This window comes from Streptomyces sp. VRA16 Mangrove soil, from assembly GCF_017377775.1.
Classification (GTDB): Bacteria; Actinomycetota; Actinomycetes; order Streptomycetales; family Streptomycetaceae; genus Streptomyces.
The window spans coordinates 17,053-36,167 of the sequence record NZ_JAFVLN010000011.1; the positions used below are offsets into that span (position 1 = coordinate 17,053).

Annotated in this window: 15 protein-coding genes; all 15 read left to right on the forward strand. The window is 68.4% G+C overall.

Annotated elements, in window-relative coordinates; all coding sequences use genetic code 11:
* Positions 1–681 precede the first annotated feature (681 nt).
* The 15 genes from J3486_RS27105 to recQ all read left to right on the forward strand — a co-directional run bounded on the left by J3486_RS27105 (position 682) and on the right by recQ (position 18,940).
* Positions 682–1,041 (forward strand): NADH-quinone oxidoreductase subunit A, encoded by a 360-nt coding sequence (locus J3486_RS27105; protein ID WP_007383963.1) that lies wholly within the window; start codon positions 682–684, stop codon positions 1,039–1,041.
* Between the two features lie 34 nt (positions 1,042–1,075).
* The gene (locus tag J3486_RS27110) at positions 1,076–1,630 is read left to right on the forward strand and encodes an NADH-quinone oxidoreductase subunit B family protein (protein WP_018528252.1); all 555 of its coding nucleotides are present in this window, start codon (positions 1,076–1,078) and stop codon (positions 1,628–1,630) included.
* Complete coding sequence (locus J3486_RS27115) at positions 1,627–2,367, forward strand: NADH-quinone oxidoreductase subunit C (RefSeq protein ID WP_207824783.1); 741 nt, start codon at positions 1,627–1,629, stop codon at positions 2,365–2,367. The genes J3486_RS27110 and J3486_RS27115 overlap by 4 nt, the downstream gene beginning before the upstream one ends.
* Positions 2,367–3,701 carry an NADH-quinone oxidoreductase subunit D gene (locus J3486_RS27120; protein WP_207824785.1) on the forward strand — a complete coding sequence of 445 codons (1,335 nt, stop codon included), beginning with the start codon at positions 2,367–2,369 and terminating at the stop codon, positions 3,699–3,701. Before J3486_RS27115 ends, J3486_RS27120 begins: the two co-directional genes overlap by 1 nt.
* A gap of 62 nt (positions 3,702–3,763) precedes the next feature.
* Positions 3,764–4,585, forward strand: a complete 822-nt coding sequence (gene nuoE, locus J3486_RS27125; RefSeq protein WP_207824787.1) for an NADH-quinone oxidoreductase subunit NuoE — start codon at positions 3,764–3,766, stop codon at positions 4,583–4,585.
* Positions 4,585–5,952, forward strand: a complete 1,368-nt coding sequence (gene nuoF / locus J3486_RS27130) for an NADH-quinone oxidoreductase subunit NuoF (protein ID WP_207824789.1) — start codon at positions 4,585–4,587, stop codon at positions 5,950–5,952. The genes nuoE and nuoF overlap by 1 nt, the downstream gene beginning before the upstream one ends.
* A complete protein-coding gene (locus J3486_RS27135) occupies positions 5,949–8,447 on the forward strand; it encodes an NADH-quinone oxidoreductase subunit G (RefSeq protein ID WP_207824791.1) in 2,499 nt (832 codons plus the stop codon). Before nuoF ends, J3486_RS27135 begins: the two co-directional genes overlap by 4 nt.
* Positions 8,448–8,458: 11 nt before the next feature.
* Positions 8,459–9,832, forward strand: a complete 1,374-nt coding sequence (gene nuoH / locus J3486_RS27140; RefSeq protein ID WP_207825241.1) for an NADH-quinone oxidoreductase subunit NuoH — start codon at positions 8,459–8,461, stop codon at positions 9,830–9,832.
* Positions 9,825–10,478 (forward strand): NADH-quinone oxidoreductase subunit NuoI, encoded by a 654-nt coding sequence (gene nuoI / locus J3486_RS27145; RefSeq protein WP_207824793.1) that lies wholly within the window; start codon positions 9,825–9,827, stop codon positions 10,476–10,478. The genes nuoH and nuoI overlap by 8 nt, the downstream gene beginning before the upstream one ends.
* Complete coding sequence (locus J3486_RS27150) at positions 10,475–11,326, forward strand: NADH-quinone oxidoreductase subunit J (protein ID WP_207824795.1); 852 nt, start codon at positions 10,475–10,477, stop codon at positions 11,324–11,326. The genes nuoI and J3486_RS27150 overlap by 4 nt, the downstream gene beginning before the upstream one ends.
* Entirely contained in the window at positions 11,323–11,622 is a 300-nt protein-coding gene (gene nuoK, locus J3486_RS27155; RefSeq protein ID WP_207824796.1) for an NADH-quinone oxidoreductase subunit NuoK, read from the forward strand. The genes J3486_RS27150 and nuoK overlap by 4 nt, the downstream gene beginning before the upstream one ends.
* A gap of 15 nt (positions 11,623–11,637) precedes the next feature.
* Positions 11,638–13,533 (forward strand): NADH-quinone oxidoreductase subunit L, encoded by a 1,896-nt coding sequence (nuoL, locus tag J3486_RS27160; protein ID WP_207824797.1) that lies wholly within the window; start codon positions 11,638–11,640, stop codon positions 13,531–13,533.
* A gap of 5 nt (positions 13,534–13,538) precedes the next feature.
* Complete coding sequence (locus J3486_RS27165; RefSeq protein WP_207824798.1) at positions 13,539–15,113, forward strand: NADH-quinone oxidoreductase subunit M; 1,575 nt, start codon at positions 13,539–13,541, stop codon at positions 15,111–15,113.
* A gap of 20 nt (positions 15,114–15,133) precedes the next feature.
* Positions 15,134–16,783 (forward strand): NADH-quinone oxidoreductase subunit NuoN, encoded by a 1,650-nt coding sequence (nuoN, locus tag J3486_RS27170; protein ID WP_207825242.1) that lies wholly within the window; start codon positions 15,134–15,136, stop codon positions 16,781–16,783.
* 207 nt (positions 16,784–16,990) lie between these two features.
* On the forward strand, positions 16,991–18,940 hold the full coding sequence (recQ, locus tag J3486_RS27175; protein WP_207824799.1) for a DNA helicase RecQ: 1,950 nt from the start codon (positions 16,991–16,993) through the stop codon (positions 18,938–18,940).
* Positions 18,941–19,115 lie beyond the last annotated feature (175 nt).

Here is a 19,115-nt window from a genome sequence, read left to right on the forward strand (position 1 = left end):
TACAACCGCTATCAGGGCTTCACGGTTCCCATCAAGAAACGTGTGGTGCGCCACAGTTGTGAAGACGGGACGCGAATCCCGCACCGGGCAGCCCTTATTGACGCCGTAACGGGCAATACGGACAGCCCTGATCAAGGCTGTGATCATGGGGTTTCGGTAAAACGCCCGAATTGCCCCGGGCCTACCACTCGTTGAGGCCGTTGGCCAAGCCCGGTTTCCGGGACGTTACATGACACGTGACGCAGGTCACACCGAACCCCTAAGGGGGACCCCGACGTCCACTTCCGTCCACACCTCTCCCCCTGATGTGTGAACGGCGTCCACTATCAGCCACCGGTGTCCAGCGCCAATTTGCCTGCCGCGCCCACGTCTTGATACAGAGCCCACCTCTCTGACCAGCGGTAACCGGGCAAGTTGTCACCTCTGGTGATCACTCAGGTGCTTCGAGTGTGAAGATCACCGCTCATCCGACTTCATGATCCTTCGTCAGGTGGTGGAGATCACAAAGTAGTTGGCGCACCCCGTGTCGCAGATCACAGAGTGGCGGGCATAGGATGCGGGGCAAGTTGGGCTTGTGACCTGCTTCACATGTAAGCGATCTTCGACCGTTTGCAGGAGGGGTGGGAGCGCGAGCCCTTGCAACCGCCAGCAGTCAGCGCCGACTGAGAGGAGCGAGGAGCGGTGAACGCGTATGCGCCCATCCTCGTACTGGGAGCCCTCGGGGCAGGCTTTGCGATCTTCTCCGTGGTCATGGCCACGCTTATCGGTCCAAAGCGGTACAACCGGGCCAAGCTCGAAGCGTACGAGTGCGGCATCGAGCCCACCCCCACGCCGGCCGGCGGCGGGCGCTTCCCCATCAAGTACTACCTGACGGCGATGCTCTTCATCGTCTTCGACATCGAGATCGTCTTCCTCTACCCCTGGGCCGTCACCTTCGACGCCCTCGGGGTATTCGGGCTCGTAGAGATGCTGCTCTTCGTGCTCACCGTCTTCGTCGCGTACGCGTACGTATGGCGGCGCGGCGGCCTGGAATGGGACTGAACCCCGTATAGGGGAGACCAGGAGCCACAGACCAATGGGACTCGAAGAAAAGCTGCCGAGCGGATTCCTTCTGACCACCGTCGAGCAGGCCGCGGGCTGGGTGCGCAAGTCGTCCGTCTTTCCTGCCACGTTCGGGCTCGCGTGCTGCGCCATCGAGATGATGACGACGGGCGCGGGGCGCTACGACCTGGCGCGGTTCGGCATGGAGGTCTTCCGCGGATCGCCCCGCCAGGCGGACCTGATGATCGTGGCCGGGCGGGTGAGCCAGAAGATGGCGCCCGTCCTGCGCCAGGTCTACGACCAGATGCCCAACCCCAAGTGGGTCATCTCCATGGGCGTCTGCGCCTCGTCCGGCGGGATGTTCAACAACTACGCGATCGTGCAGGGCGTCGACCACATCGTCCCGGTCGACATCTATCTGCCCGGCTGCCCGCCCCGGCCCGAGATGCTGATGGACGCGATTCTCAAGCTCCATCAGAAGATCCAGTCCTCCAAGCTCGGCGTGAACGCCGAGGAGGCGGCCCGTGAGGCGGAGGAAGCGGCGCTCAAGGCGCTCCCGACGATCGAGATGAAGGGGCTGCTGCGGTGAGTGACGCGCACAGCAACGGGGTGAACCCCGAGAAGGACCTCAGTTCCTCCAACCTGCCCGGGCAGCGAGGCGACGCCGGCGAGGAGATCCGCGTCCAGCGCGGCATGTTCGGCGCGAACAACGGCGGCGACACCTCCGGCTACGGCGGCCTGGTCCGCTCCGTCCGGCTGCCCGGCGAGGCCACCCGCCCCTACGGCGGCTGGTTCGACGAGGTCGCCGACGAGCTGGAGGGCGCCCTGGAGGAACAGGGACTCGTCCCGGAGAACGCCATCGACAAGACGGTCGTCGACCGCGGCGAGCTCACCTTCCACATCGAGCGCGAGCACCTGGTACGCGTGGCGCAGACCCTGCGCGACGACCCGGCCCTGCGCTTCGAACTGTGCACGGGCGTCTCGGGGGTCCACTACCCCGGCGACAAGGGCCGCGAGCTCCATGCCGTCTACCACCTGCGGTCGATCACCCACAATCGCCTGATCCGCCTCGAGGTCTCCCTGCCCGAGTCGGACCCGCACGTCCCGTCCCTGGTCCCCGTGTATCCCACGAACGACTGGCACGAGCGCGAGACCTACGACTTCTTCGGCATCGTCTTCGACGGCCACCCCGCGCTGACGCGGATCATGATGCCGGACGACTGGCAGGGCTTCCCGCAGCGCAAGGACTACCCCCTCGGCGGCATCCCCGTCGAGTACAAGGGCGCCCAGATCCCGGCTCCGGACCAGCGGAGGTCGTACAGCTGATGTCCACTCCTTCTTCTGCTCCCTCCGCTTCGCCGCGCGAGACCACCGAGGGAACCGTCTACACGGTCACCGGTGGCGACTGGGACGAGATCGTCCAGTCCGCGGCCAAGTCCGACGACGAGCGCATCATCGTCAACATGGGCCCCCAGCACCCGTCCACACACGGCGTGCTGCGCCTGATCCTGGAGATCGACGGCGAGACGGTCACCGAGGCCCGCTGCGGCATCGGCTACCTCCACACCGGCATCGAGAAGAACCTCGAATACCGCACGTGGACACAGGGCACCACGTTCGTGACGCGCATGGACTATCTGACGCCGTTCTACAACGAGACGGCCTACTGCCTCGCCGTCGAGAAGCTCCTCGGCATCGAGAACGACATCCCGGACCGCGCGAGCATCATCCGCGTGCTCCTCATGGAACTGAACCGGATGTCCTCGCACCTGGTCGCCATCGCCACCGGCGGCATGGAGCTCGGCGCGACCACGATCATGATCTACGGCTTTCGTGATCGTGAACTCATTCTCGACATCTACGAGTTGATCACCGGCCTGCGGATGAACCACGCGTACATCCGGCCCGGCGGCCTCGCCCAGGACCTGCCGCCCGGCGCGGTGGACCAGCTGCGCGAGTTCGTGAAGAAGATGAAGAAGAACCTCCCCGAGTACGACAAGCTCGCCACGGGGAACCCCATCTTCAAGGCCCGTATGCAGGACGTCGGTTACCTCGACCTGGCCGGCTGCATGGCCCTCGGCGCCACCGGCCCGATCCTGCGCTCCGCCGGCCTGCCGCACGACCTGCGCAAGACGCAGCCGTACTGCGGCTACGAGACGTACGACTTCGAGATCCCGACCGCCGACACCTGCGACTCCTACGGGCGCTTCCTGATCCGCCTGGAAGAGATGCGCCAGTCGCTGCACATCGTCGAGCAGTGCCTGGACCGGCTCGCCCCGGGCCCCGTCATGGTCGGCGACAAGAAGATCGCCTGGCCCGCCCAACTGGCCCTGGGCCCGGACGGACTCGGCAACTCGCTCGACCACATCAAGAACATCATGGGCACCTCCATGGAGGCCCTCATCCACCACTTCAAACTGGTGACCGAGGGCTTCCGCGTCCCGCCGGGACAGGCGTACGCCGCCGTGGAGTCGCCCAAGGGCGAGCTGGGTGTGCACGCCGTGTCCGACGGCGGCACCCGCCCGTTCCGGGTCCACTTCCGCGACCCGTCCTTCACCAACCTGCAGGCGATGGCCGCGATGTGCGAGGGCGGCCAGGTCGCCGACGTCATCGTCGCCGTCGCATCCATCGACCCCGTGATGGGAGGCGTCGACCGGTGACCACCAGTTCCACAGGTGCTTCTAGCTCCACACAGCCTTCGGGGCAGGGCGTCAGCCTGGGCATGCCCGAGCTGCCCGCCCCCGGCTACCCGGACGACGTCCGAGCCCGCCTGGAGGCGGACGCGCGGGAGGTCATCTCCCGCTATCCCGAATCCCGTTCGGCACTTCTGCCGCTGCTTCACCTCGTGCAGTCGGAGGAGGGGCACGTCACGCGGACCGGCATGCAGTTCTGCGCGGACGTGCTGGGCCTGACCACGGCGGAGGTCACGGCCGTCGCGACCTTCTACACGATGTACCGCCGCAGGCCCAGCGGTGACTACCAGGTCGGCGTCTGCACGAACACGCTGTGCGCGGTGATGGGCGGCGACGCCATCTTCGAGTCGCTCCAGGAGCACCTCGGCGTCGGCAACAACGGGACGACCGACGACGGCAAGATCACGCTGGAGCACATCGAGTGCAACGCCGCTTGTGATTTCGCTCCCGTAGTGATGGTCAACTGGGAGTTCTTCGACAACCAGACGCCCGAATCGGCCAAGCGTCTCGTCGACGACCTGCGCGCGGGAGCGCAGGTGTCACCCACGCGTGGCGCCCCGCTGTGCACCTTCAAGGAGACAGCGCGCATCCTGGCGGGCTTCCCCGACGAGCGCGAGGGCGCCGTCGAGGCGAGCGGGGGAGCGGGACCGGCCTCCCTGATCGGGCTCCGCCTGGCCAAGGGCGAGACGCCGCCCGCGCGCGTGGTCCACCCGCGGGCCGCGGTCCGCGACGGCGAGGCGCCGCACGACCCGTCACCCACCGAGCACTTGAGTTCTCACGACGCGCCGCAGGACACATCGGCCTCCGACCCCGAGCACCCAGCGGGTCCGACCGCCGAGGAGGGGGAGTGATGACCTTGGCCGCCGAAGTCAGCGACAACGACACCAGCCCGGAGAAGCTGCTCGCTCCGGTCCTGTCAGCCTTCTGGGACGAGGACAAGTCCTGGTCTTTGGATGTGTACCGCCGGCACGAGGGGTACGAGGGACTGCGCAAGGCCCTCGCCATGTCGCCGGACGATCTCATCGCCTATGTGAAGGACTCGGGCCTCCGCGGGCGTGGTGGCGCCGGATTCCCCACCGGGATGAAGTGGCAGTTCATCCCGCAGGGAGACGGCAAGCCTCACTATCTTGTTGTCAACGCCGACGAGTCGGAGCCGGGGACCTGCAAGGACATCCCGCTCCTGTTCGCCAATCCGCATAGCCTCATCGAGGGCATTGTGATCGCGTGTTACGCGATCCGTTCGGAGCATGCGTTCATCTATCTGCGCGGTGAAGTGGTCCCCGTACTGCGGCGGTTGCACGAGGCCGTGCGCGAGGCCTACGCCGCGGGGTATCTCGGGCAGAACATCCTGGGCTCCGGTCTCAACCTTGAACTCACCGTGCACGCCGGCGCAGGCGCGTACATCTGTGGTGAGGAGACCGCGCTCCTGGACTCGCTCGAAGGCCGCCGTGGTCAGCCGCGACTCCGTCCCCCTTTCCCTGCCGTCGCCGGCCTCTACGCGTGCCCCACTGTGGTGAACAACGTCGAGTCCATCGCGTCGGTTCCCGCGATCGTGAATCGCGGGAAGGAATGGTTCAAGTCGATGGGCAGCGAGAAGTCCCCGGGCTTCACGCTGTACTCGCTCAGCGGCCACGTCGCCTCGCCGGGCCAGTACGAGGCCCCGCTCGGCATCACCCTGCGCCAGCTCCTCGACATGAGCGGCGGGATGCGGCCGGGCCACCGCCTCAAGTTCTGGACGCCGGGCGGCAGTTCGACGCCGATGTTCACCGACGAGCACCTCGACGTCCCGCTGGACTACGAGGGCGTCGGCGCCGCCGGCTCGATGCTCGGCACCAAGGCCCTGCAGTGCTTCGACGAGACCACCTGCGTCGTACGCGCCGTCACGCGGTGGACCGAGTTCTACGCCCACGAGTCCTGCGGCAAGTGCACGCCGTGCCGCGAAGGCACGTACTGGCTCGTGCAGTTGCTCCGTGACATCGAGGCCGGCAAGGGCTCGATGGACGACCTCGACAAGCTCAACGACATCGCCGACAACATCAACGGCAAGTCGTTCTGCGCCCTCGGTGACGGCGCCGCCTCGCCGATCTTCTCCTCGCTCAAGTACTTCCGCGACGAGTACGAGCAGCACATCACGGGCAAGGGCTGCCCCTTCGACCCGGCCCGCTCGACTCTCTGGGCCGACCGGACCGACCAGCACCGCACGGAGGTGAACGCATGACTGTGACCACCAGCGCTCCCTCCGGGGGCGGCGAGGCGGCGGTTCCGCCGGAAGACCTCGTGTCGCTCACCATCGACGGCATCGAGATCAGCGTCCCCAAGGGAACCCTGGTCATCCGCGCCGCCGAGATGCTCGGCATCGAGATCCCGCGCTTCTGCGACCACCCGCTGCTCGACCCGGCCGGTGCCTGCCGCCAGTGCATCGTGGAGGTGGAGGGCCAGCGCAAGCCGATGGCGTCCTGCACCATCACCTGCACCGACGGCATGGTCGTCAAGAGCCAGCTCTCCTCCCCGGTCGCCGAGAAGGCGCAGAAGGGGGTCATGGAGCTGCTGCTCATCAACCACCCCCTCGACTGCCCGGTCTGCGACAAGGGCGGCGAGTGCCCGTTGCAGAACCAGGCCATGTCGCACGGCCAGGCCGACTCCCGCTTCGAGGGCAGGAAGCGGACGTACGAGAAGCCGGTCCCGATCTCCACGCAGGTGCTGCTCGACCGCGAGCGATGCGTGCTGTGCGCCCGCTGCACCCGGTTCTCCAACCAGGTCGCGGGCGACCCGATGATCGAGCTCATCGAGCGGGGCGCCCTTCAGCAGGTCGGCACCGGCGAGGGCGACCCGTTCGAGTCGTACTTCTCCGGAAACACCATCCAGATCTGCCCGGTGGGCGCGCTGACCTCGGCGGCGTATCGCTTCCGCTCGCGGCCCTTCGACCTCGTGTCGTCGCCGAGCGTGTGCGAGCACTGCGCCGGCGGCTGCGCGACCCGCACCGACCACCGGCGCGGCAAGGTCATGCGCCGCCTCGCGGCCAACGACCCCGAGGTCAATGAGGAGTGGATCTGCGACAAGGGCCGCTTCGGCTTCCGGTACGCGCAGAAGCCCGATCGGTTGACGAACCCCTTGGTGCGCGACGCCGAGACCGGTGAACTGCGGGCCGCATCCTGGCCGGAGGCGCTGGAGGCTGCCGCCCGTGGGCTGCTCGCCGCGCGCGGCCGGACCGGGGTTCTCACCGGTGGCCGGTTGACCGTCGAGGACTCCTACGCGTACAGCAAGTTCGCGCGCGTGGCCCTCGACACGAACGACATCGACTTCCGCGCGCGCGTGCACAGCAGCGAGGAGGCCGACTTCCTGGCGGCTCGTGTCGCAGGCCGCGGCCGTGACCTGGACGGCAGCGGCGTCACGTACACGAAGCTGGAGCAGGCCCCGGCCGTGCTCCTGGTCGGCTTCGAGTCGGAGGAGGAGGCGCCCGGCGTCTTCCTCAAGCTCCGCAAGGCCTGGCGCAAGCACGGCCAGAAGGTGTTCTCGCTGGCCACGCACGCGACGCGCGGCCTGGAGAAGGCCGGCGGCACGCTGCTGCCCGCCGCGCCCGGCACCGAGACCGAGTGGCTGGACGCGCTGTCGTCCGGCGTCGGCCTGGAGACCGGGGGATCCGCGGCCGCGGAGGCGCTGCGCACCGAAGGCGCCGTGATCGTCGTCGGCGAGCGGCTCGCGGCCGTCGCGGGCGGACTCACCGCCGCGGTCCGGGCGGCCTCCGCGACCGGCGCCGAGCTGGTATGGATCCCGCGCCGGGCCGGTGAGCGCGGCGCCGTCGAGGCGGGCGCGCTGCCGTCGCTGCTGCCGGGCGGCCGTCCGGCGACCGACCCGCGCGCGCGTGAGGAGGTCGCCGCCACCTGGGGTGTGGCCGAACTGCCGCACCGCTACGGGCGCGACACCGGCGAGATGGTCGAGGCCGCCGCCCGGGGCGAGCTCCAGGCGCTGCTCGTGGCGGGCGTCGAGGTCGCCGACCTGCCCAGCCCGGCCCGCGCGCGTGAAGCTCTTCACGAGATCCGGTTCCTGGTCTCCCTGGAGCAGCGGCCGAGCGAGATCACCGAGCACGCCGACGTCGTCCTCCCGGTGGCCGCGGTCGCCGAGAAGGCGGGCACGTTCCTCAACTGGGAGGGCCGGGCCCGGATGTTCGAGGCCGCGCTCAAGCCCGACCAGATGACGCGCCGCGTCGCCCCGACGGACGCGCGCGTGCTGCAGATGCTGGCCGACGCCATGGACGTACACCTGGGGCTGCCGGATCTGCGCACCGTACGCGGTGAGTTGGACCGGCTCGGCAACTGGGACGGACCGCACGCCACCGAACCGCTGGAGACCGGGGTCGTCCTGCCGCGGCCCGCTTCCGGGGAAGCGGTGCTCGCCGGACACCGGCTGCTGCTCGACCAGGGCCGCCTCCAGGACGGCGACGAGGCACTGGCCGGGACGCGGCACGCCGCCCACGCGCGCGTGTCCGCCGCCACGGCCGCCGAGGCGGGCGTGAAGGACGGCGACGTGCTGGCGGTCGACGGGCCCGCCGGAAGCGTGCGGTTCCCGCTGCGGATCACGGAGATGCCCGACCGGGTCGTGTGGCTGCCGCTCAACTCCCACGGCGGCGGCGTCGCTTCGGACACCGGTGCCGTCCCCGGCGACCTGGTGAAGATCGGCCCGGCCGTTGCCGAGGCCCCGGAGGTGCAGTCATGAGCCCCATGGCACTGAGCCCAGTGGCGGCCGAAGACCTGTCGATGTTCGGCACGGACCCGTGGTGGCTCGTCGTCATCAAGGCGGTCTTCTGCTTCGCCTTCCTGATGGTGACGGTCCTGTTCTCCATCGTGTGGGAGCGCAAGGTCGTCGCCTGGATGCAGTTGCGCATCGGCCCCAACCGGCACGGCCCCTGGGGCATGCTCCAGTCGCTCGCCGACGGCATCAAGCTGATGCTCAAGGAAGACCTGATCGTCAAGCGCGCGGACAAGGTGGTCTACATCCTTGCGCCGATCGTCGCCGCGATCCCCGCCTTCATGGCGATCGCCGTCATCCCGTTCGGCCCGTCCGGCAACGAGATCTCGATCTTCGGCCACCGTACGGCGATGCAGCTCACCGACCTGCCGATCGCGATGCTCTACATCCTCGCGGTCGCCTCCGTCGGCATCTACGGCATCGTCCTCGCGGGCTGGTCGTCCGGATCGACGTACCCGCTCCTCGGCGGCCTGCGGTCCTGCGCGCAGATGATCTCGTACGAGATCGCGATGGGCGCCGCCTTCGCCTCGGTGTTCCTGTACTCGGGCTCGATGTCCACCTCGGAGATCGTCGCCCAGCAGCACGACCGCTGGTACATCGTGCTGCTGCCGGTCTCGTTCCTGATCTACATCGTGACGATGGTCGGCGAGACGAACCGCGCCCCGTTCGACATGCCGGAGTCCGAGGGCGACCTCGTCGGCGGCTTCAACACCGAGTACTCCTCCATCAAGTTCGCGATGTTCATGCTCGCCGAGTACGTGAACATGGTGACGGTCTCCGCCGTGTCCGTGACGCTGTTCCTCGGCGGGTGGCGCGCTCCGTGGCCGGTCTCCACGTTCTGGGAGGGCGCGAACCACGGCTGGTGGCCGATGCTCTGGTTCGTCGTCAAGGTCCAGCTGCTGCTGTTCTTCTTCATCTGGCTGCGCGGCACGCTTCCCCGTGTCCGCTACGACCAGTTGATGAAGCTCGGCTGGAAGGTCCTCATCCCGGTCTCCGTGGTCTGGCTGATGCTCGTGGCGACCGTGCGCACGCTGCGCAACGAGAACTACGACTTCGCCGACATCGCCCTGTACGTCGGCGGTGGCATCCTCGTGCTCCTGCTGCTGTCGTTCGTCGTCGACATCTTCCGCGACCGGGGCGGCAAGGAGGCCGAACCGGCCGAACGGCCCGCGGCCTTCGACCCGATGGCCGGTGGATTCCCCGTGCCACCGCTGCCCGGACAGGCCCTGCCGGCCGTCCCGCGCCGACGCCCGCGCCACGAGCGGGAGTTGATTGTCAGTGGTGGCCCCGATACTGCGAGTGACGAATCACTTGGCGGTTCTCGTGACGGAAAGGAGGCGTCCGATGGCTGACGAGACGAACGGGAACAGCGAGAAGGACACCAAGCCGGGGTTCATGAACCCCGTCGCCGGCTTCGGCGTGACCTTCAAGGCCATGTTCAAGAAGCGGCTCACCGAGCAGTACCCGGAGCAGCAGAAGACCACTGCTCCCCGCTTCCACGGCAGGCACCAGCTCAACCGCCATCCGGACGGCCTGGAGAAGTGCGTCGGCTGTGAGCTGTGCGCCTGGGCCTGCCCGGCGGACGCCATCTACGTGGAGGGCGCGGACAACACCGACGAGGAGCGCTACTCGCCGGGCGAGCGCTACGGCCGCGTCTACCAGATCAACTACGCCCGCTGCATCCTGTGCGGCCTGTGCATCGAGGCGTGCCCCACACGCGCGTTGACGATGACGAACGAGTTCGAGCTCGCGGACAGCAGCAGGGCGAACCTGATCTACACCAAGGAACAGCTGCTCGCCGGGCTCGACGACAACATGGTCGACAGCCCGCACGCCATCTACCCGGGCATGGACGAGCAGGACTACTACCGGGGGCTCGTGACCGAGGCCGCGCCCGGTACGGAGCGCCAAGTGGCCGTCTCCAAGGGTGAGAAGTCCACAGAGGCCGCGGCAGCCGGGGAGGCCGCGGCAGCGGTGGAAGAGGGGGCCGACGCATGAGCGCCCTCGCCGCCTACTCGACCTCCACCGGTGAGGCCTTCCAGTTCTGGGTCCTCGGCACCGTAGCCGTCATCGGCGCGCTGTGCACGATCCTGATGAAGAAGGCCGTGCACAGCGCCCTGTGCCTGGCCGGGACCATGATCATCCTGGCCGTCTTCTACCTGGCCAACGGCGCGTACTTCCTGGGCATCGTGCAGATCGTCGTCTACACCGGCGCGATCATGATGCTGTTCCTCTTCGTGGTCATGCTCGTCGGTGTCACCGCGGCGGACTCCCTGAAGGAGACCATCAAGGGGCAGCGCTGGCTCGCCGCCCTGTGCGGTGTCGGTTTCGGCGTCCTGCTGATCGCGGGGATCGCGAACGCGTCACTGAAGCAGTTCACCGGCCTCGGTGCGGCGAACGCGAACGGGAACGTGCAGGGCCTCGCCGCCCTCATCTTCACCAAGTACGTCTTCGCCTTCGAGATCACCGGCGCCCTGCTGATCACCGCAGCCGTCGGCGCCATGGTGCTCACGCACCGCGAGCGCACCGAGCGGGCCAAGACCCAGCGGGAGCTGGCCGAGGAGCGGGTGCGCGAGGGCAAGCACCTCCCGCCGCTGCCCGCCCCGGGTGTCTACGCCCGGCACAACGCGGTGGACGTCGCCGGCCTGCTGCCCGACGGCACCCCGTCGGAGCTCACGGTCATGAAGACGCTGCGCGACCGCGGCCAGATCCGCGACGTCTCCGGTGAGGCGATGAACGACCTGCGCGCCATCGAGCAGCGTTCGGCCGAGCGTCTGGAGCGCACGGACCTCGACAAGGCTGCGAAGGTCGCGAAGGCCTCGCGGACCGAGGAGGCGTCGAAGTGAATCCGGTCAACTACCTGTATCTCGCCTGCCTGTTGTTCACGATCGGCGCGGTCGGCGTGCTCATCAGGCGGAACGCGATCGTCGTGTTCATGTGCATCGAGCTGATGCTGAACGCGTGCAACCTCGCGTTCGTCGCCTTCTCCCGGATGCACGGCAATCTCGACGGCCAGATCATCGCCTTCTTCACGATGGTCGTCGCCGCCGCGGAGGTCGTGGTCGGACTCGCGATCATCGTGTCGCTGTTCCGGTCCCGCCACTCGGCCTCGGTCGACGACGCCAGCCTGATGAAGCTGTAAGGGGTCGGAGATAACGTGGAGAACTTGATCGCGCTGCTCGTCGCAGCGCCACTGCTCGGAGCGGCCGTACTGCTGTGCGGCGGGCGGGCGTTGGACCGGGTGGGTCATCTGCTCGGCACCGTGCTCGCGGCGGCCTCCTTCGTGGTCGCCGTCGTGCTCTTCTCCGACATGCTCGGCAAGGGGCCGGAGGAGCGCACGCTCACCCAGCACCTGTTCAGCTGGATCCCCGTCGAGGGCTTCCAGGCCGACGTCGGCTTCCAGCTGGACCAGCTGTCGATGACGTTCGTGCTGCTGATCTCCGGTGTGGGCACGTTGATCCACATCTACTCGATCGGCTACATGGAGCACGACGAGCGGCGCCGCCGCTTCTTCGGCTACCTGAACCTGTTCGTCGCGGCGATGCTCCTCCTGGTCATCGCCGACAACTACCTCCTCCTGTATGTCGGCTGGGAGGGCGTGGGCCTCGCCTCGTACCTGCTGATCGGTTTCTGGCAGCACAAGCCGAGCGCGGCCACCGCCGCCAAGAAGGCGTTCCTCGTCAACCGTGTCGGTGACATGGGTCTGTCCATCGCGATCATGCTGATGTTCACGACCTTCGGCACGTTCGCCTTCAAGCCGGTGCTCGACAGCGTCGGCGACACCAGCGAGGGCAAGCTCACCGCCATCGGCCTGATGCTGCTGCTCGCCGCGTGCGGCAAGTCGGCCCAGGTGCCGCTGCAGTCCTGGCTCGGGGACGCGATGGAGGGCCCGACCCCGGTCTCGGCCCTGATCCACGCCGCGACCATGGTGACCGCGGGTGTCTACCTGATCGTCCGCTCCGGGGCCATCTTCAACGGCGCCCCGGACGCCCAGCTCGTCGTCACCATCGTCGGCGCCGTCACGCTGATGTTCGGTGCGATCGTCGGTTGCGCGAAGGACGACATCAAGAAGGCGCTGGCCGGCTCGACGATGTCGCAGATCGGCTACATGGTGCTGGCCGCGGGCCTCGGCCCGATCGGCTACGTCTTCGCGATCATGCACCTGGTGACGCACGGCTTCTTCAAGGCGGGGCTCTTCCTCGGCGCCGGATCGGTCATGCACGGCATGAACGACGAGGTGGACATGAGGAAGTACGGGGCCCTCAGGAAGTACATGCCGGTCACCTTCGTGACCTTCGGTCTCGGGTACCTCGCCATCATCGGCTTCCCGGGCCTGTCCGGCTTCTTCTCCAAGGACAAGATCATCGAGGCGGCGTTCGCCAAGGGCGGCACCGAGGGCTGGATCCTCGGTTCCGTGGCCCTGCTGGGCGCGGCCGTCACCGCGTTCTACATGACCCGCGTGATGATCATGACCTTCTTCGGCGAGAAGCGCTGGCAGCCGGATGCGGAGGGCCACGAGCCGCACCCGCACGAGTCGCCCTCGTCGATGACGATCCCGATGATCGTGCTCGCGGTCGGTTCGGTCTTCGCCGGTGGCTTCTTCTCCATCGGAGACCGCTTCCTGAACTGGCTGGAGCCGGTCACCGGGCACGACCACGGGCACGCGCCGATCAGCGCGGGCGTGGTCACCGGCGCCACCATGGTCTGTCTCGTGATCGGCGTGGGTCTCGCCTGGGCCGTGTACGGGCGCCGCGAGGTCCCGGTCGTCGCCCCGCGCGGCTCGCTCCTCACCCGCGCGGCCCGCCGCGACCTGCTCCAGGACGACTTCAACCACGTCGTCCTCGTCCGCGGCGGCGAGCACCTCACGCGCTCCCTGGTCTACGTCGACCACACCCTGGTCGACGGGGTGGTCAACGGCACGGCGGCTTCCGTGGGCGGCCTCTCCGGCCGGCTGCGCAAGCTCCAGAACGGCTACGTGCGCTCGTACGCCGTCTCGATGTTCGGCGGTGCGGCGGTCATCGTCGCCGCGACCCTGCTGATGAGGGCGGTCTGATACCGATGTCCTTTCCTCTGCTGACAGCGACGGCGGTACTGCCGGCCGTGGGCGCCATCGCCACGGCCGCCGTACCGGCGAAGCAGCGCACCGCGGCCAAGTGGCTCGCGCTGCTGTTCTCGCTCGCGACCCTGGTGATCGCGGCGGTGGTCGCGGTCCGCTTCGACCCGGGCGGCGCGCGCTATCAACTGACCGAGTCCCACTCGTGGATCAAGGACTTCGGGGTCCGCTACGAGCTGGGGGTCGACGGCATCGGGGTGGCGCTCATCGCGCTGACCGCGCTGCTGATCCCGTTCGTGATCCTCGCGGGCTGGAACGACGCGGACCCGCTGGAGACCGGTAACACGAGGTGGCGGCCGACGCAGGGCTTCTTCGCCCTGATCCTGCTGGTCGAGGCGATGGTGATCATCTCCTTCGAGGCCACCGACGTCTTCCTCTTCTACATCTTCTTCGAGGCCATGCTCATCCCGATGTACTTCCTCATCGGTGGCTTCGGGGACCGAGCGGGCCCGCACGGCGAGAAGGAGGCGGCGACCCAACGCTCGTACGCGGCCGTCAAGTTCCTCCTCTACAACCTGGTCGGCGGCCTGATCATGCTGGCCGCGGTCATCGGCCTCTACGTGGTGGCGGGGAGCTTCTCGCTCTCGGAGATCGCCGCCGCGCGGGCCAACGGCTCGCTCGACATGGCGACCAACACCGAGCGGCTGCTCTTCCTCGGCTTCTTCTTCGCCTTCGCGGTGAAGGCCCCGCTGTGGCCGCTGCACACCTGGCTGCCGAACGCGATGGGTGAGGCCACGGCCCCGGTCGCCGTGCTGATCACGGCGGTGGTCGACAAGGTCGGCACCTTCGCGATGCTCCGCTTCTGCCTCCAGCTCTTCCCGGAGGCCAGCAAGTGGGCGACGCCGGTGATCCTGGCGCTCGCGCTGATCAGCATCGTCTACGGCGCGCTGCTCGCCGTCGGCCAGCGCGACATCAAGCGCCTGGTCGCCTACGCGTCGATCTCGCACTTCGGCTTCATCATCCTGGGCATCTTCGCGATGACCAGCCAGGGCCAGTCCGGCGCGACGCTCTACATGGTCAACCACGGTCTTTCCACGGCCGCGTTGATGCTGGTCGCCGGTTTCCTGATCTCGCGGCGCGGGTCGCGGCTCATCGCCGACTACGGCGGTGTGCAGAAGGTCGCCCCGGTGCTCGCCGGCACGTTCCTGATCGGCGGCCTGGCCACGCTCTCGCTGCCGGGCCTCGCGCCCTTCGTGAGTGAATTCCTGGTCCTGGTCGGCACGTTCACGCGCTACCCGGTCGTCGGCATCATCGCCACGTTCGGCATCGTGCTCGCCGCGCTCTACACGCTGGTGCTCTACCAGCGCACCATGACCGGCCCGGTGAAGCCGTCGAACGAGGGCATCGTCGACCTCAAGGCGCGCGAACTGACCGTCGTGGTTCCGCTGATCGCCGTTCTGATCTTCCTGGGTGTCTACCCGAAGCCGCTGACCGAGCTGGTGAACCCGGCGGTCAAGCACACCATGTCCGACGTCCAGAAGAAGGACCCGAAGCCGGAAGTGGAGGCGGCCCACAAGTGAGTTCACACATGAGTGATCTGGTGAGCGCTCCCGTCGTCCACAGCCTGTGGACAACCGCCGCCGATCCGATCTCCAAGATCGACGCACCGAAGATCGAATACGGGCAATTGTCCCCGACCTTGATCGTCATCGGTGCCGCCGTCCTGGGGATCCTGGTCGAGGCCTTCGTTCCGCGTAAGTCCCGTTACTACGTGCAGGTGTTCCTGTCGGTCGTGGCACTCGCGGCCGCCTTCGCGGCGGTCGTCGGCCTCGCGGCAGGCGGGTACGGGACGACCAAGGCGCACATCGCGGCCATGGGCGCGATCGCCGTCGACGGGCCCGCGCTCTTCCTCCAGGGGACCATCCTGCTGGCCGGTCTCGTCGCGATCTTCACCTTCGCGGAGCGGCGGCTCGACCCGGAGGCGCACGGCAGGCGGGTCGACTCGTTCGCCGCGCAGGCCGCGTCCGTGCCGGGCAGCGAGAGCGAACAGGCCGCCATAAAGGCCGGGTTCACCACCACCGAGGTGTTCCCGCTCGCGCTCTTCGCGATCGGCGGCATGCTGGTCTTCCCGTCGGCGAACGATCTGCTGACGCTCTTCATCGCCCTGGAAGTCTTCTCGCTGCCGCTCTACCTCCTGTGCGCCGTGGCCCGCCGCAACCGGCTCATGTCGCAGGAGGCCGCGGTCAAGTACTTCCTGCTCGGCGCGTTCGCGTCCGCCTTCACCCTGTTCGGCATCGCACTGCTCTACGGCTACGCGGGCTCGGTCTCGTACGCCACCATCGCGAGCGTCGTCGACGGCTCGGTCACGAACGTCACCCCGGCGCTCGCCGACACCATGGGCAACGACGCGCTGCTGCTGATCGGCGTCGCGCTGGTCACCATGGGCCTGCTGTTCAAGGTCGGCGCCGTCCCGTTCCACATGTGGACGCCGGACGTCTACCAGGGCGCCCCGACGCCCGTCACCGGCTTCATGGCGGCGGCGACCAAGGTGGCCGCCTTCGGCGCGCTGCTGCGGCTGCTGTACGTGGTCCTGCCGGGGCTGCGCTGGGACTGGCGGCCGGTCATGTGGGCCGTCGCCATCGTCACGATGCTCGGCGGTGCGATCGTCGCGATCACCCAGACCGACATCAAGCGGCTCCTCGCGTACTCGTCGATCGCGCACGCCGGCTTCATCCTGGCCGGTGTCATCGCGACGACGCCCGAGGGTGTCTCGTCGGTGCTCTTCTACCTGGGCGCGTACTCGTTCGTCACCATCGGCGCCTTCGCCGTCGTGACGCTCGTCCGGGACGCGGGCGGCGAGGCGACGCACCTGTCGAAGTGGGCCGGGCTCGGGCGGAGGTCCCCGCTGGTGGCGGCCGTGTTCGCGGTGTTCCTGCTGGCCTTCGCCGGTATCCCGCTCACTTCAGGCTTTGCCGGTAAGTTCGCCGTGTTCAAGGCGGCGGCCGAGGGCGGGGCGGGCGCGCTGGTCGTGGTCGGTGTCGTGTCGTCGGCCATCGCCGCGTTCTTCTACATCCGCGTGATCGTCCTCATGTTCTTCAGCGAGCCGAAGGCGGACGGGCCGACCGTCGCCGTGCCGTCGCCGCTGACCATGACGACCATCGCGGTGGGCGTCGCCGTCACGATCGTGCTGGGCCTCGCGCCGCAGTACTTCCTGGACCTGGCGAGCCAGGCGGGTGTGTTCGTGCGGTAGCGCTGCGCGCTCTGCAGGACGTGCGGAAGCCCGGTCCCCCTGGGGGCCGGGCTTCCGCCGTTCCGGGGCACCGGTCGGCCCGCTTCCGACTGTGAGGAAGTTATCCACAGGGGATGCTGTGGATAACTCCTGGGCTGTCGGTCCGGACCCCTATCGTTGCGAGGGAAGTCGAGAGCGGTCGGGTACGGCAGGACGGGACTGGGGTTTATGAGCGAGGTGACCGAGAGCGAGGCGCTTGCCACGCTCCATCGCGTCTTCGGGTACGACGCCTTCCGCGGTGATCAGGAAGCGATCATCGAGCACGTGGTCGCGGGCGGTGACGCCGTCGTCCTGATGCCGACCGGTGGCGGCAAATCGCTGTGCTACCAGATTCCGGCCCTGGTCAGACCGGGTACGGGCGTTGTCGTCTCGCCGCTGATCGCGCTGATGCAGGACCAGGTGGACGCGCTGCGGGCGCTCGGCGTGCGCGCCGGGTTCATGAACTCGACGCAGGACTTCGACGAGCGCAGGACCGTCGAGGCCGAGTTCCTCGCGGGCGAGCTGGACGTCATCTATCTGGCGCCGGAGCGGCTGCGTCTGGACTCCACGCTCGACCTGCTCTCCCGCGGCAAGATCTCCGTCTTCGCCATCGACGAGGCGCACTGTGTCGCGCAGTGGGGGCACGACTTCCGGCCCGACTACCTGTCCCTGTCGGTGCTGGGGCAGCGCTGGCCGGACGTCCCGCGGATCGCGCTCACGGCGACGGCGACGCACGCCACGCACCAGGAGATCACCCAGCGGCTCGGCATGCCGCAGGCCCGGCACTTCGTGGCCAGCTTCGACCGGCCCAACATCCAGTACCGGATCGTGCCCAAGGCCGACCCGAAGAAGCAACTGCTGACGTTCCTGCGGCAGGAGCACGAGGGCGACGCGGGCATCGTCTACTGCCTGTCCAGGAAGTCCGTGGAGGCGACCGCCGAGTTCCTGTGCAAGAACGGGATCGAGGCGGTGCCGTACCACGCGGGACTCGACGCGGGGACGCGGGCGAGGCACCAGGCGCGGTTCCTGCGCGAGGACGGGCTGGTGGTCTGCGCGACCATCGCGTTCGGCATGGGCATCGACAAGCCGGACGTGCGGTTCGTGGCCCACCTCGATCTGCCGAAGTCCGTCGAGGGCTACTACCAGGAGACCGGGCGCGCCGGGCGTGACGGGCTCGCGTCCACGGCGTGGATGGCGTACGGGCTGCAGGACGTCGTCCAGCAGCGGAAGCTGATCAACATGGGGGAGGGCGACGAGGCGTTCCGGCGCCGGGCCTCCTCCCACCTCGACTCGATGCTCGCGCTGTGCGAGACCGCGCAGTGCCGGCGGGCCCAGCTGCTCACCTACTTCGGGCAGGAGGCGGCCGAGTCGTGCGGCAACTGCGACACGTGCCTCACGCCGCCGGAGACCTGGGACGGGACCGTCGCCGCGCAGAAGATCCTGTCGACCGTGGTGCGGCTCGACCGCGAGCGGCGGCAGAAGTTCGGCGCGGGCCAGATCATCGACATCCTGCTCGGCAAGCGCACCGCCAAGGTCATTCAGTTCGACCACGACCAGCTCTCCGTCTTCGGCATCGGCGAGGAGCTGAGCGAGGCCGAATGGCGGGGCGTGGTGCGGCAGTTGCTGGCGCAGTCGCTCATCGCGGTCGAGGGTGAGTATGGGACGCTCGTGCTCACCGAGGAGAGCGGGGCCGTGCTCGGGCGGCAGCGGGAGGTGCGGCTGCGCAAGGAGGCGCCGAAGCCTGCCTCCGCGTCCCGTTCGGGGTCACGGGAGCGCAAGGCCAAGACCGTCGCCGCCGATCTGCCCGAGGAGCTGCAGCCGGTCTTCGAGGCGCTGCGGGCCTGGCGGGGGGCGCAGGCGAAGGAGAACGGGGTGCCGGCGTATGTGATCTTCCACGACGCGACGCTGCGGGAGATCGCGATGCAACGGCCCACGTCCGTCGCGCAGTTGGGGACGATCGGGGGCGTCGGCGAGAAGAAGCTGGCCACGTACGGGGAAGGGGTGCTGGCGGTTCTGACGGGGCTCGACGGGGCGGGTACCGGATCGGGGCCCGGGGCGGCGGCCGGTCAGGACGAGGACCTGTTCGACGCGGGGCCGGAGCCCGAGCCGGATCCGGAGTTCGACGACGTCGACTGGTGAGAGACGCCGGGGCGTCAGTGACGGTCAGCGAGTGGTCAGCGGACGGTAAGCGGGTCGTGGCTCACTGGTGAGGAGCCGGTGGGCTGCCGGCTCCCATCACGCGGACCGTGGTGGCCTCGCACGAGAAGTCGCACGAGAAGCCGTACGTGAGAGCGGTACGGGAAGTCGCACGAGA